This window comes from Paenibacillus mangrovi (genome assembly GCF_022898935.1).
Lineage (GTDB): Bacteria > Bacillota > Bacilli > Paenibacillales > Paenibacillaceae > Paenibacillus_AQ > Paenibacillus_AQ mangrovi.
Window position 1 is genome coordinate 65,235 of record NZ_JALIRP010000002.1, and the last position, 13,599, is coordinate 78,833.

19 protein-coding genes are annotated in these 13,599 nt (G+C 47.7%); 1 reads left to right on the top strand and 18 read right to left on the bottom strand.

Translation table 11 applies throughout. The annotated features are described in order from the left end of the window. Positions 1 to 2: 2 nt before the first annotated feature. The 11 genes from aroC to mtrB form a co-directional block, all read right to left on the bottom strand. Positions 3 to 1,172, bottom strand: a complete 1,170-nt coding sequence (gene aroC, locus MUG84_RS04905; RefSeq protein ID WP_244721187.1) for a chorismate synthase — start codon at positions 1,170 to 1,172, stop codon at positions 3 to 5. Between the two features lie 144 nt (positions 1,173 to 1,316). Next, positions 1,317 to 1,499, bottom strand: coding sequence for a hypothetical protein (locus tag MUG84_RS04910; protein ID WP_244721191.1), 183 nt, complete (start codon positions 1,497 to 1,499; stop codon positions 1,317 to 1,319). An 88-nt stretch (positions 1,500 to 1,587) separates the two neighbouring features. Then, complete coding sequence (locus MUG84_RS04915) at positions 1,588 to 2,424, bottom strand: CheR family methyltransferase (RefSeq protein WP_342346093.1); 837 nt, start codon at positions 2,422 to 2,424, stop codon at positions 1,588 to 1,590. Continuing rightward, positions 2,415 to 2,858, bottom strand: a complete 444-nt coding sequence (gene ndk, locus MUG84_RS04920) for a nucleoside-diphosphate kinase (protein ID WP_244721194.1) — start codon at positions 2,856 to 2,858, stop codon at positions 2,415 to 2,417. The genes MUG84_RS04915 and ndk overlap by 10 nt, the downstream gene beginning before the upstream one ends. Positions 2,859 to 2,964: 106 nt before the next feature. Then, on the bottom strand, positions 2,965 to 3,939 hold the full coding sequence (locus tag MUG84_RS04925) for a polyprenyl synthetase family protein (RefSeq protein WP_244721197.1): 975 nt from the start codon (positions 3,937 to 3,939) through the stop codon (positions 2,965 to 2,967). Positions 3,940 to 4,078: 139 nt separating this feature from the next. Beyond that, the gene (locus MUG84_RS04930; protein WP_425313151.1) at positions 4,079 to 4,720 is read right to left on the bottom strand and encodes a UbiX family flavin prenyltransferase; all 642 of its coding nucleotides are present in this window, start codon (positions 4,718 to 4,720) and stop codon (positions 4,079 to 4,081) included. After that, positions 4,717 to 5,589 carry a UbiA-like polyprenyltransferase gene (locus MUG84_RS04935; protein ID WP_244721200.1) on the bottom strand — a complete coding sequence of 291 codons (873 nt, stop codon included), beginning with the start codon at positions 5,587 to 5,589 and terminating at the stop codon, positions 4,717 to 4,719. The genes MUG84_RS04930 and MUG84_RS04935 overlap by 4 nt, the downstream gene beginning before the upstream one ends. Beyond that, entirely contained in the window at positions 5,582 to 6,328 is a 747-nt protein-coding gene (locus MUG84_RS04940) for a demethylmenaquinone methyltransferase (RefSeq protein WP_244721204.1), read from the bottom strand. The genes MUG84_RS04935 and MUG84_RS04940 overlap by 8 nt, the downstream gene beginning before the upstream one ends. 10 nt (positions 6,329 to 6,338) lie before the next feature. Next, positions 6,339 to 7,205 (bottom strand): heptaprenyl diphosphate synthase component 1, encoded by an 867-nt coding sequence (locus tag MUG84_RS04945; RefSeq protein ID WP_244721207.1) that lies wholly within the window; start codon positions 7,203 to 7,205, stop codon positions 6,339 to 6,341. A 175-nt stretch (positions 7,206 to 7,380) separates the two neighbouring features. Then, the gene (locus MUG84_RS04950; protein ID WP_244721210.1) at positions 7,381 to 7,932 is read right to left on the bottom strand and encodes a hypothetical protein; all 552 of its coding nucleotides are present in this window, start codon (positions 7,930 to 7,932) and stop codon (positions 7,381 to 7,383) included. A 102-nt stretch (positions 7,933 to 8,034) separates the two neighbouring features. Continuing rightward, positions 8,035 to 8,259, bottom strand: a complete 225-nt coding sequence (mtrB, locus tag MUG84_RS04955; protein WP_244721213.1) for a trp RNA-binding attenuation protein MtrB — start codon at positions 8,257 to 8,259, stop codon at positions 8,035 to 8,037. Between the two features lie 110 nt (positions 8,260 to 8,369). Between mtrB and MUG84_RS27230 the strand changes: the two genes are divergently transcribed. After that, a complete protein-coding gene (locus tag MUG84_RS27230) occupies positions 8,370 to 8,501 on the top strand; it encodes a hypothetical protein (RefSeq protein ID WP_280521192.1) in 132 nt (43 codons plus the stop codon). A 148-nt stretch (positions 8,502 to 8,649) separates the two neighbouring features. Here the strand turns inward: MUG84_RS27230 and MUG84_RS04960 are convergent, their stop codons facing one another. From MUG84_RS04960 to MUG84_RS04990, 7 genes are all read right to left on the bottom strand, one after another. Further along, entirely contained in the window at positions 8,650 to 8,922 is a 273-nt protein-coding gene (locus MUG84_RS04960) for an HU family DNA-binding protein (RefSeq protein WP_244721216.1), read from the bottom strand. Positions 8,923 to 9,187: 265 nt separating this feature from the next. Further along, entirely contained in the window at positions 9,188 to 10,666 is a 1,479-nt protein-coding gene (gene spoIVA, locus MUG84_RS04965) for a stage IV sporulation protein A (protein WP_244721237.1), read from the bottom strand. A gap of 404 nt (positions 10,667 to 11,070) precedes the next feature. Then, positions 11,071 to 11,829 carry a hypothetical protein gene (locus tag MUG84_RS04970; protein WP_244721239.1) on the bottom strand — a complete coding sequence of 253 codons (759 nt, stop codon included), beginning with the start codon at positions 11,827 to 11,829 and terminating at the stop codon, positions 11,071 to 11,073. 67 nt (positions 11,830 to 11,896) lie between these two features. Next, the gene (locus MUG84_RS04975; protein WP_244721240.1) at positions 11,897 to 12,253 is read right to left on the bottom strand and encodes a 2Fe-2S iron-sulfur cluster-binding protein; all 357 of its coding nucleotides are present in this window, start codon (positions 12,251 to 12,253) and stop codon (positions 11,897 to 11,899) included. Next, positions 12,250 to 12,894 (bottom strand): nucleotidyltransferase family protein, encoded by a 645-nt coding sequence (locus MUG84_RS04980; RefSeq protein ID WP_244721251.1) that lies wholly within the window; start codon positions 12,892 to 12,894, stop codon positions 12,250 to 12,252. The genes MUG84_RS04975 and MUG84_RS04980 overlap by 4 nt, the downstream gene beginning before the upstream one ends. A 27-nt stretch (positions 12,895 to 12,921) precedes the next feature. Then, entirely contained in the window at positions 12,922 to 13,305 is a 384-nt protein-coding gene (locus MUG84_RS04985) for a 2Fe-2S iron-sulfur cluster-binding protein (protein ID WP_342346100.1), read from the bottom strand. Continuing rightward, positions 13,305 to 13,484, bottom strand: a complete 180-nt coding sequence (locus tag MUG84_RS04990; RefSeq protein ID WP_244721254.1) for a DUF2768 family protein — start codon at positions 13,482 to 13,484, stop codon at positions 13,305 to 13,307. Before MUG84_RS04990 ends, MUG84_RS04985 begins: the two co-directional genes overlap by 1 nt. Positions 13,485 to 13,599: the final 115 nt, after the last annotated feature.

Sequence of the window (13,599 nt, forward strand, 5' to 3'; positions counted from 1 at the left end):
CATTAATATTTCTCCACTTGTGCCAAGTAGTTGTTATAGTTGGCACGGATTTCATCCATGGAGTCCCCGCCGAATTTCTCAAGAAACGCCTTGGCAATTTCCCATGCCACCACATGTTCCATGACTACACTCGCCGCAGGCACCGCACAAGCATCAGAGCGCTCCACTTGAGCCGTGAACGGTTCCTTCGTATCGATATCCACGCTTCGGAGCGGTTTGTACAGCGTCGGGATCGGCTTCATCACGCCGCGCACCACGACAGGCATTCCGTTGGTCATGCCGCCTTCAAATCCGCCAAGACGGTTGCTTGCGCGGTAGAATCCGCGGCCGTTTTCATGCATGATTTCATCATGAACCTGGGAACCGCGAAGCACACCCGCTTCGAAACCGATACCGATCTCAACACCCTTGAATGCGTTAATCGACATCACTGCCTGCGCAATCCGGCCGTCGAGCTTACGGTCATATTGTACATAACTTCCTAGACCAACAGGAAGACCTTCAACCACACATTCAACAACGCCTCCAACGGAGTCGCCTTCTTTTTTAATCTGATCGATGTAAGCTTCCATCTTCTGTTCTGTCTCAGGATCAACCACGCGAACGGAAGAAGCTTCAGTCCGCTCGTTCAGCTCATCAACGGACAGCTGGTTAGCAGGCGCCTCAATTTCTCCGATCCGGATGACTTGTCCGCCGATCTTCACACCGAAAGCTTCAAGAAACTGGCGTGCAATCGCTCCACAAGCGACACGGACGGCCGTTTCTCTTGCACTGGAGCGTTCCAGTACGTTCCGAAGATCCTTCAAGTTATATTTGAGTCCTCCGTTCAAATCCGCATGGCCAGGGCGAGGACGATGCACGCGGCGCTTCGCCTCATCATTGTCTTCAATCGGTTCCACGTTCATGATCTGGTCCCAGCTGGCCCAGTCCTTGTTCTCCACAACGATGGCAACCGGTGCACCGGTTGTTACGCCATGGCGAACACCACCGACGATTCGTGCCGTATCCTTCTCAATTTGCATCCGGCGTCCGCGTCCATGACCCTTCTGGCGGCGCTGAAGCTGGAAATTCAATGCTTCAAAGTCCAATGTAAGATTACTTGGCAAACCTTCAATAATAGCAGTAAGCTGGGGACCATGCGTTTCCCCGGCTGTTAAGTAACGTATACTCATGCGCTTTCCCCCTTTAAACTGTTAAACGGTAATTGACTAAAATCCGATGATATCTTTGCTCATTATAGTATAGCTTACCTGCTTTGACAAGGAATGACCTTAAAGCAAAAAGACGCCGGTCCTTCAACTAAGAAGGTCGGCGCCTCATTCGGTGCTGCTGCTGTTAACAATGAACCTGTCTGCTTGCATGTTGTCTTTCTTCTCTCGCTCTACCGAATCCTGAACCATGCGGCTTAAGCGGATATCCTCAATGCCCAGAATCTGTCCGCATTCCTGAATTGTTATAAAACCGCGGCGGTAAGCCGTGATCACCTTGCGCTTATCCATACGAAAAACAGACCTCCACTTGTTCATACGTTCGTGTTAGTCATAGTATCGTATCAAATGGCTGCAATTATACCCAAGGAATGCAAGATCAGGCTTTCTTCCGGTAGAAAAAGGTTTCCGTTGGTTCCAGACCATACTGCCCCGGTGTAAAGATCTGTTCTGTGCTGCCCACAAACAGGTACCCGCCCGGACGAAGTGCCGCCGCGAACTTGTGGTACAACTTGTTTTTGGCTTCCTCTGTAAAATAAATCATTACATTCCGGCAAACGATCAGGTCGTGATTCTCTTCGAAACGATCCGTAAGCAGGTTTTGCTTGGAGAATTGGACGCTTTTCTTCAGCTGTTCACTGAATTTATACAAAGCTCCTGCCTGGGCAAAAAACTTAGACGCGACATCAGGCGGTACATCTTTCAAGGAACGCTCCAAGTAGAGCCCCTGCTTTGCCTTGGCTAAAGCGCCTTCATCAATATCCGTTGCCACCAAGGAAGTATCGCCAATCAGCCCTTTACCATCCAGAATCATGGCGAGTGTATAAGGCTCTTCTCCCGTCGAGCACGCTGCACTCCATACTTTCAAACGACGTTTACCTCCCGCTGAAAGTTCAGGCAGAATAATATCCCTCAGAACTTCCCAGCGGTTCGGATTGCGCCAAAATTCCGATACATTGATTGTCATCCGGTCCAAAAATTCATAGAATAACGCTTTGTCCTTGGAAATCGCTTCGTAAAAGGAGGCAAAGCTCTGATAACCGTTTTTCACCCGAAGTGTCGTCAGACGGCGCTTCATTTGGGCTTCCTTGTATTCTGACAGATCGATGCCGGTGCTTTGCTTAATATTTTGTATAAAACTGATATAGTCCGGATCCGGCAGGTTCTCCTCGGTAGAAGTCCCTTCGGATAAAGAAAACGGGTTCTTTACATCCACGGCGAAATCGTCTTGTCGTAATTCACCAGTTCATGCGCTTCGAAGAAATTCGCGATCTCACGTGCGCTGCTCTCCGGTGAATCGGAGCCATGAATCAGATTATGTGGCGTATGTGAAGCGTAATCGCCGCGGATCGTTCCCGGCAACGCTTCTTTTACGTTTGTTTTCCCCATCAGAATTCGGGACAAGGCAATGATATCGTCGCCTTCCCAAACCATTGCGAAAACAGGGCCGGATGTAATGAATCGCACCAGATTATCATAAAAATCTTTACCTTCATGCTCGGCGTAATGCCGTTTGGCCTGCTCCTCCGTTACTTGGACCAGCTTGCCGGCTACCATGGTGAATCCTTTGTCTTCCAGTCTTGCAACAATCCTACCGATTAAACCGCGCTGCACGCCATCAGGCTTGACCATTAAAAAAGTTCGTTCCATAAACTCACTCTCCCATTTTGATTCAAGTCATAAGGTTAGGTTTGGTAATCTTCTTACAGATACTTCGGACTGACGTATTGATCATGGACCGGATTGAACCTAGCCATTAATAGGACCGTTTAGTGACAAAGTGCGCGATGTCCCTCAAATTTTTCTTTGTCCGGTTTTCCGGGAGCCGTTCAAGCGCATCAAGTGCTTTCTTGATATAGCGGTCAGCCAGCTCCTCCGCCCGGGCAATCCCTTGGCTTGCCTTGATCATCTTAATGGCGCCGGTAACGTCGCATTCCCCGTTGCGCTCACGGATATAGCTGATTTCACGCAGAAGCGGACCTTGCAGCTCCTCATCCTGCAGCGCATAAATGACCGGAAGCGTTATATTGCCTTGTCTCATATCACTTCCAGGCGGCTTGCCGATCTGTTTCTCGGTACCACACAGGTCCAGCAGATCGTCCTGAATTTGGAAAGCCATACCGACGTTATAACCGTATCGGTACAACAGGTTTGCTGTTTTCGGATCCGATTCTGCAGCCACCGCACCGAGTTGGCAGCTGATCGCGATCAAAAGAGCGGTTTTGCGGCGGATACGCAAAAGATAACGACGCACGCTTTGCTCCGTATTAAAGAAATCCCGGATCTGTTCCATCTCGCCAATGGACATTTCCACCATCGCTTTGGAGAGAACCTGATGAATCAGCGGATTACCCAGCTCAGCTGCGATCATCAAAGCACGGGCATATATGTAATCACCGGTATACATAGCGATGCGGTTATCCCACTTGGACTTCACGGTGAGTTGTCCGCGGCGGGTATCCGCATCATCAATCACATCATCATGGACCAGAGAAGCCATATGAATCAGCTCCAGTGGAACGGCAACATGCTTCAGCTTTTCGAGATCATAATTGCCGAACTTGCCGCCCATGAGAACGAATACCGGTCGCAGCCGCTTCCCTCCCGCCTTAAGCAAGTGCATGGATGTCTCATTAAGCAGCTCATGCTCTCCTTTGATGCTGCGAAAGAGCTCATCTTCAATGTAGTTCATATCTTTTCTTAGTAAACCGAATATGTCTAATCTTTTCATTCTTTCACCCGTGTCAGCGTATTCTCAATCCGCATTCCCTTTTCGCAAGCAGCAGAATTCGAGTCTAGAGTCTAGTTAGCAGCAGTATCAGTCAAATCATAGCATAAATTCATTATATAAATCACTTTTCGTAAATCGCTCATTCACCATTAGACGGTTTGGCAGCAGCCTGACCCCCGCTCCATCGGGTAAACAGGCTGTGTTCGATCCGCAAACTATCCAATATTTTACCTACCTGAAAATCAATCAAATCCTCAATTGTCTTCGGGTGAAAATAAAAAGCCGGCATAGCCGGGATCAGACGAACGCCCAGCCTGGCGAGCTTCAGCATATTCTCCAAATGAATGGCATGAAGAGGTGTCTCCCTTGGAACCAGCACCAGCGTCCGGCCTTCCTTCAGCATTACATCCGCCGCCCTAGTCATCAGATTATCGGAAGAGCCGTTTGCTACGGAAGATAATGTGCCCATGGAGCACGGGACAATCACCATTCCTTCGACCTGAAATGAGCCGCTCGCAATGGTGGCTCCGATATCCGCAATTGGATGATAGTACAGCTTTCCTGGAAATCCTTCGAACTTCTCCTTCAGCACTTGCTCCCTTTTGCCGGCGTTCCAGCCGAGCTCTTCGCCCAGCACCCTCCAGCCGGCATTGGAAACAACGATGTGCACCGGGTAGCCTTGTGCCAACAGCACTTCAATCAAACGGATCCCATAAATAGAACCGCTTGCACCTGTAATACCGACAACCCAGCCGCGTTTCTCTTTTTCCAAATGTGTCAATGGAATTGCACCACCAGGTCGATTAGTGTAAAGACAAACACGGCAATGCTGAGTACGCTATTCATCGTAAAGAACGAGGTTTGTAGCTTGCTCATGTCATCTGGAGAGAGTATATAGTGTTCATAGAACAAAATAATATAAGAGATTATCATTCCTGCAAAATACCACCAGCTAAGTTCAGTCGTAAAGAACAGAATGATGAACCCCACAGCCGTCAAGATATGAAAATACCGTGCGATCTTAAGCGATTGATGAATTCCAAAACGAGCGGGAATGGAATAAAGCCCTTCGTTTTTATCAAACTCCATGTCTTGAATCGCGTAGATCACATCAAATCCTGCAGTCCAGAATGCTACCGTCAAATAAAACAGGAATGCAACCCAGTCAATGCTGTTCGTTACCGCAACCCAACCTCCCAAAGGTGCAAGTGCGATCGTCAATCCAAGCACCAAATGGCACAGCCACGTAAAACGCTTCGTGTATGAATAGAACACCAGCATAAATACCGCAATCGGAAGCAGTTTCACAGCTAGAGGGGACAATTCAAATGCCGCCCAGAACAATAGAATGAAACATATGACCGTAAACAAGGTAACCTCGGCGGTTTTGAGCAAGCCTGCAGGAATCGCCCGTCCGGCGGTACGCGGGTTCTTTTTATCAATCACCTGGTCAATCATCCGGTTCAGGCCGAACGCTGCGCTTCTTGCTCCGAACATGGCCAGTAATACCCAGCCAATTTGGGCCCATGAAGGCAGGTGTCCATGAACGACAACCGAACCCAGGATTGCTCCCATAAATGCAAAAGGCAGGGCAAACAATGTATGTTCGATTTTGATCATTTCCAAAAAAACGCCGATTTTCTTAAACATGCCGATTCTCCTTAATCCCAATATGTAATGCCGCTATACCGCCAGTCAGGGGATAGGCCTCGACATGCTGCAAACCGATGCTCCGGAATTTTCCTGCAAGCTCCTCCCTTCCCGGAAAAAGGGCCAGTGAATCCGGCAACCATTTGTATTGCTCATACCGTTTGGCAAAAAGCTTGCCCAGACTCGGAAGTATTTTTTGAAAATAAAAATAATAAATGCCTTTGAACGGCTGCCACGTCGGCTTGGACAGTTCCAGACAAACGACCATGCCGCCCGGTTTGACGACACGCTTCATTTCCTGAAGCACCTTTTCCAGGTCCGGCACATTCCGCAGTCCAAACCCGATCGTCGCATAATCAAAGTAATTATCTTCAAAGGGAAGCTCCATTGCATTCCCCTGAACCAGGGAAATCTGATTCTCCAAATGCTTGGCACGAACCTTCTTCTCCCCAACCTTGAGCATGTTCGGACTGAAATCCAGACCTACAATCTTGCCGGTTCCGCTCGTCTCAGCCATGCTGAGTGTCCAGTCGCAGGTTCCGCAGCACAGATCTACTGCCGTATCCCCCGGCTTCATCGCCATTTTTTTCATGGTGAATTTTCGCCAAGCCTTGTGTCTGCGGAAGCTCAAAATGTCATTCATAATGTCATACTTGGGAGCTATGCTTTCAAATACGGAATGAACGTGATTGTATTGATCCTCCGTATGCTCTTTAGGCTCTGAAGTATTGATATTCATCGAAACAACCCTACCCTTCTCCGACAGCTGATCCGGAAGCATGAAGCTGCCGCTGGAAAGGCTCCAAAACTTGTCCGATCTCACGGAAGCGGCTGTCACCCTTGATGCTTTTCAGGATGGAATGAACGCCTTCTACCGCTTGGCGCAGCTTATCAGCCATATGCTCTCCCGCTTTATATTTCAGCATCAGCTTTTTCCAGTCTTTGTTGTCGATATTACTCTCTCTTAGTGCCTGCTTATCCTCTTCGTTGGCGATATCAAGAATATGCCAGTAAGAATAGCTGTACAAATACGGTTCACCGCTGCTCCGCTGTATTTCTCTTACGACGGCCTCACACTCGCTGATATTCTGCAAAAGGGTATTCCATAATTCGCGCAGGGGCTCCTCGATCAAAGGAGTAAAAGAAAGAAACAGCTGCATATTCAGCTGCACCATTTGCCGCAAGTATTCATCCGCTGACAATAATAGGCTCTTCATTTTGCCGTACAAATTCATTTTAAGTACATTCACATCGCAAATCGCTTGACTGAGTCTGGAAACAGCCTCGATTTGACCCTTTTGGGACAAGAGCTGATAGAACCGGCTGCTGAAATAGTCTCCTGCGAGAACCTTCAGCTGACGGGAACGCATAAATCCTTCACCCGGCTTGCCCACCTGCGTATCAATCGTCTCATGCGTATCAATACCCATTTGCACCAGGGAGGTTACCAGCGAGAACAGCTCGCTGTGAACGGATGGCTTGCTTGTTCCCTGGTCCAGAAAAATGTATAACAACTGAACACGTGCGTCAGGAAAAGGCGGCAGCTCCGTATGTTTTTGTATCATGTCGTATTCGACATATTTCTTTGCTAGTTGGGGTACGCGGTACGGTTTCATCGTCAGCCTCCGAGCCTATTTCTTTCGTAAATCACTTTTATTTCCAAGAACAAGAGCTTTTGTTCACAATCTTTACTATTATATCACATGTTTTTTCACCACGCACGGGTGGTACTTTCTCTTTTTAAGATTATAGAATGGATACTTCTGTGAAAATACATCGATCACGATTTTCTTACTCGCGTTGCCGCACTCCAAACTGACTTTTCCACAATATGGTTTCAATGACGTGCAGCCTCTGCTTGATCATATCGGGCATTGGGGCTTCGCCAGTATTCTGCAGCTCCCAGTAAAGGCTGTTGTCCCAGTCTTCCCTTCTGGTATCCGCAGCGAGCAGAAGATGGCGCGTTCCAAGCCACTTATCCTCTGCGATAAGCCGGAGCTTGACCTGATTTACATTGATCGTATTAGAAAAACTGAATGAAAGAATGTCGGCAATATTGAGGTACATCTCCGACAGCTTGGTATCCGGAGCCTTCACGGTGAGATCAATGGACATAGCCGATTCATTCCACTCCACTTTTCGGATCGGCATCGTGAGCGGAAGAGAGTGAAGCGCATCGACGATGTTGTCATTGCTAAGCTCTAAGCCGGGTTCATGTAAAATGACAGGCATAACCTGCTTTTGATTCAGCGCCGAGGTATGAAAACTGCTGAAATGAGTAAGCAGAAGTACCGTCAAGGCAGTGATCACGAGTGCGGTACCAGGCAGGATAAAGCGATTCATAGAAGTTGACCTCCCTCGCTTGTTGTATCCTATAGTTTAAACGTCATCCCAAGAGTCCATACCTCCAATATGCAACGAAAAAAAGCAGGCTATGCCTGCATTCTAGCTTTCGCTCTCGATCATGCCATGCTTGGTCTGAACCTCAGCTTTGCCGCGGATTTTCATAGCAGATGTATGGTCCGTAAACTGAGCGATCAAGACCTCTCCCTTGTCGAGCTTTTCGGTATGATGGAATTTGGTATCGTGTCCCCGGGTCAAGCCGATCACCTGCACGCCGTTTTCCTTGGCTTTAATGACAATATAGTCTGTATTGTTGGAAGTATCCATGCTCTATCCTCCTCCCGGTACGTCTATTAGTGTTCTTGTTGTTTAAGTTAAATATTTTCCTATGTGTATGGGTATACTGACGGTATTCTTTTTAAAGGGAGTGTTAGACAATGAATTACGAACCGGCAAAGTTGGACGATGAAACGGTATCGAAGCTCCGAGAATTTGAAGAGCAAATAAGCGAGTCCGCTGGTGAAACCGTTATTCTCATTGCGTATACCGATCAGGAATCGTCCCAATAGAAAAGAAAAGGCCGTGAGCAGCCTGCAGAATCTATCCAGTAAATGAATAGACTTGCAGGTATCTTCAATTCGTACTGACAAACAATGAACAGTATAAATTTGAAGATTCATCACGGTCTTTTTCTTGCTTATGGTATATGTAGAAATCTTATTTGATTCCGTCTTTGAGCGCTTTGCCTGGTTTAAAAGCAGGAATTTTGCTCGAAGGGATTTCGATTTCTTCACCTGTTTGCGGGTTGCGACCTTTGCGTGCAGAACGTTCGCGAACCTCAAAGTTGCCAAATCCAACGAGTTGGACTTTGTCTCCGCTTTGCAGAGCTTGTGCAATGGATTCGAATACAGCGTCAACCGCTTTAGTCGCATCCTTCTTGGACAATTCTGCCGCTTCAGATACTTGGGAAATCAGTTCGGATTTATTCATTTTTATTTCACCTCCCCAATGATTGAATCGGTTGTTACTCACTCTTTCCGTTTTGCTGCAAAATATACGTTCATCTGCTAATTTTACAGATAGAATCGCCATAAAGCCAATACAGCCGTAGGCGCGAACAAACTTATAGTAATACAGCAGAACTAGAATTTCAAGAGTTTTAAGCTTTCGCAAGGTTGAAAACCTAAAAAGTAAGCTCAAATGAATCAAGAAAGCCGCAAGAGAAATCTCCCCCTGCGGCCTTCTTGATTCATTTTTATAAGATGATGGCTATGAGTCCGCCCGAACCTTCGTTAATGATTCTACCGAGCGTTTCCTGCAGTTTGTATCTCGCATTATCCGGCATCATGGCGATCTTGCCTTGGATACCTTCGCGGACAATGGAGTGCAGGGACCGGCCGAAGATGTCTGAATCCCAGATCTTGATCGGGTCGTTCTCAAAATCCTGAATGAGGTAGCGGACAAGCTCCTCGCTTTGCTTCTCTGTACCGATGATCGGGGAGAATTCGGATTCCACATCTACCCGGATCATATGGATGGATGGTGCCGTTGCCTTCAGTCTCACGCCGAACCTTGTACCTTGACGGATAAGCTCAGGCTCATCGAGCGACATTTCAGCAAGTGATGGTGCCGCGATGCCGTAACCTGTAGTCTTGACCATCTCGAGTGCTTCAGCGAAGCGGTCGTATTCCCGTTTGGCGTGAGAAAATTCCTGCATCAATTGCAGCAGATGATCCTTGCCGCGGATTTCTACGCCGACCACTTCCATCAGGATCTGATCGTATAATTCATCCGGAGCGAACAGGTCAATCTCAGCTACACCTTGGCCCATGTTCATGCCGCTGAGTGCAGCACGGTTGATAAACTCATAATCCATAAACTGCGATACCACTCGGTCGACGTCACGCAGACGGCGGATATCCTTAACGGTATCACGGACAGAATTCTCATAGTTGCTGCGGAGCCAGTGCTTTTCGTTCAGCACCATGACCCAGCTCGGCAGATTCACGTTGACTTCATGCACAGGGAATTCGTAAAGCACTTCACGAAGAACTCCTGTCACATCGTCTTCAGTCATGGTTGCAGCACTGAGTGACATGACCGGAATGTCATACTTATCAGCCAGTTCATTCCGGAGCTGAAGCGTTTCCTCGCTGCGCGGACGGGTCGAGTTGATCACAAGGACAAATGGCTTACCCACTTCCTTGAGCTCAGCGATAACACGCTCTTCTGCTTCCACGTAGGAACTTCGAGGGATTTCAGCGATAGAGCCATCCGTAGTAACCACTACGCCAAGCGTGGAATGCTCCTGAATAACCTTACGCGTACCAATTTCTGCTGCTTCCTGGAATGGGATCGGCTCCTCAAACCAGGGGGTGGAAATCATGCGAGGACCGTTTTCGTCCTCATATCCCTTCGCACCTTCCACGGCATAGCCTACGCAGTCGACCAGACGCACGTTGACGTCCAGACCTTCAGCCACCTTGATTTGCACCGCATTATTCGGAACAAATTTCGGCTCGGTTGTCATAATTGTTTTGCCGGCCGCACTCTGCGGCAGTTCATCAACTGCTCTGGCCCGATCTGCTTCGCTTGCGATGTTTGGAAGCACGATGGTTTCCATGAAGCGTTTGATGAACGTTGATTTACCTGTTCGGACTGCGCCGACGACACCTAGGTAAATATCCCCGCCGGTGCGTTCGGCAATGTCTTTAAAAATGTCCACTTTTTCCAAAAGAGATCCCCTCCTCATTTACTCCGAAGGAAAAATGCTTAAGAGCATCCGCTTCGTGTTCCATCTGGAGCCTCGAGCCATTGCAACGGATTTGCGCCATACAATGTCGTCAGTAGTCCGCCGCCGGGGTCAGAATTGGATCGGAAACGGCAAAGCGGCGATACTCGCTTTAGGCATTTGGACTAGTATCATATTATGTACCTATGAAAAGCAATATGACGGGTATTTTGCAAAACATATATCCATACTTTGCCCGGCCTCGTCATCCATCTCAGATATATGCAAGAAGAAGTTCATCTATGTATATCAATTGATTTATATCTAAAAAAAGAAAGCCAATCTCCAATCGTGCAAATGCACTTCAAGAGAATGGCTTTCGAACGTACCAAAATTACTAAAGAGCGTCACGGCTGTGATACTACCGCAACCGGAGAATCTCCGGACCAATGATACGGCAGTGATTTGACAGGAACGAAGTCCGAAGATTTCACGAGCTCTTCGCGCAAATCCTCCTCCTTGCTAGGCTTCAGGCCTTCCTTGTCGATCAGCTGCATGATATCAAATGAATAGTCGGCATAGACCACACCTGCCTGATCCATGATAAAATTCATATCCTGACCTGAATAGATGCTCTTGAGTTCGATACTTTCTGTTTTCGCAAGGGCTGGATCAACTGTATGAATACCTGGATACACTTCTTCGCCTGCAGGAAGCTTCCCGTCATGGGCGATTTTGTATTGATTGACTGCGCGCTGAACATCATTGACCTTTTGTACCGTAATCAAATCCATGACCTTCACCGTTGGATCCGTTTCTTCATTCTGAATCAGAAAATAGGCGCTGCCGCCTTTTTCAAATGCAGTGGATGGTATTTCATCAATATAACCGCGCTTTTGGAGCTGATCCATATCGACGCGGAACTTTTCATATTTCGGGGTACTCTCATCCGCATTCAATATTGGCAAAATTCCTTGATCCTTCTGGAAATCATCAACCGCTGATTGAATGCGCTTTACACTTTCGCGATAAGATACACTGTTTTCACTCTTCTTCTCTTCCGGATACAGACACCCGGTCAAGCTGACCGCAAGCAGCGCTACCATGACTGCTGCTGCGGCTTTCCGGAAACGTCCGGAACGTCTGGCAAATTGAGCCTGAGTCACTTTTGATCATCCTTTATATCAACTAAGTAGTTTGAAGGGAGCGCTAAAGGACTGGACTAGGATTAAGTCACCACAGTTCATCCTTCTCTCCCTGACGGGCTGCCTCTAGCTGTTTCCGGATAGCAGCCTTTAGTCTATCTTCGGGTATGGATACAGCAAGAGATCCATGAATCTTGGACTGACAGGCTAGTCTGACACCCTGCTGTACAAGAGATCCAAGTTTACGTTTTTCAGATTCGGCAGGACGTGATAACTGTTTACCCGCCTCTTCGTCTACACTGATTTTGCACATCAGACAACCCATTTTCCCGCCGCACCGCGTGGGGATATGTACTCCTGCTTTCCGTGCTGCAGCCAGCACGGATGTGCCATGGCCTACCACAACTTTCACACCGGACGGTCTGAAAATAATCTCATGATTCATTTCTGCTGCGGCTCCTCTCCCAAGAGGGCTTGCAGAGAGCTGAACTCCTTATTCCCGGCCTTATCCAATTCCAATAAGCTTAAGATTTGACGAGAATGCTTGTCAGAGAAGTTGCTGCTGTCCAAGATTTGTCTCATTAGGGGCATATGGGCTGGAAGATCCAATCTCATAGCCTGTGCAATGGCAAGATAACGGTCGCTTCTCTCCCGGAGTACATTAAACACCAATTCATGTCCAAGCGGCATTAAGGGCAAGTCAGTGCCCTGTAAATTCACTTTTGCGGCATGAGGGTACAGCTGCTCATCCACCAGCACTTCATAACAGCCTCCTTCAGACCGAACCTTAAAGCCCCCTACCAGCTCCATCATATAGCCTTCAAGCTTATAATGACTGAGAATGGAATGGTATCTTTCCGTCTCGCTTAGCGCCGGCTCGTCTATAGTGCGGGATTTCATCAAACGATGAAGCTCTGCCACATGGACTTGATCCGTATATACATCAATGTCGCTCGGCATCGCGTCCAGATGCACATTCTGAAGCAAAAGTCCGCAGCTTCCGCCGACCAGCCAGCATGTTTCAGCTTGACTTAGCGTCTTGGACACCTGCTGCAGCGCATGCTGTAATTCGGATGTGATCTGCATGACCCACTCTCCATTCTTTCCATCCGTTTAAAAATAGGTTTTGTTCCGCGCTACAATTTTCCCCGGTGCTTTCACGACAGCCTGGCATCCCAGGCGAAATCCTTCATCGAATTCCTCTGGATCAAGACGACTGTGCTCAGCCTGCGTAGGCTCCTCCAAAAACTGAAGTCCCTCCATAACCTGACATCTGCAGCGAGCGCATGTGCCTCGTTTACACATATGCTGCCAATCAATTTCATGATCCTTGGCATGCTGAAGAATGGTTTTTCCTGGTTCAGGGACGATGGTCTTCTCGATGGTTCTGCCCTTTAGCTGCATTGTAGCCGCTAGATTTTCGGTCATTTCCACTTTTGCGGAAACAGCCTTCTCAGCCGTTTTTTTCTTCTCAAAAAGCATTCGGAAACGGTTCATCACATTAATGCCACCATTCCCCCAAGAAATCCGATCACCATAATAATAAACGCTACAAAGGATAAGGTGCCCCGGAGGACTCCAGTCGTTTTGGTACGGGCAAAAGTGATTAAAAACACGGATAATCCCATGACCAGGATGGCAATTAGGGAAACCCACATTTTTGTCATTGGATCCATAGGCTGATTCTCCATTCTTTGTATATAAACGTATTATAGCATGAAACTTGTCCATTTTCTTATTAAGAGGCTTGTACTTTCTGAACTCTAAAAAAAAGAGCATAGAGTCTCGGAA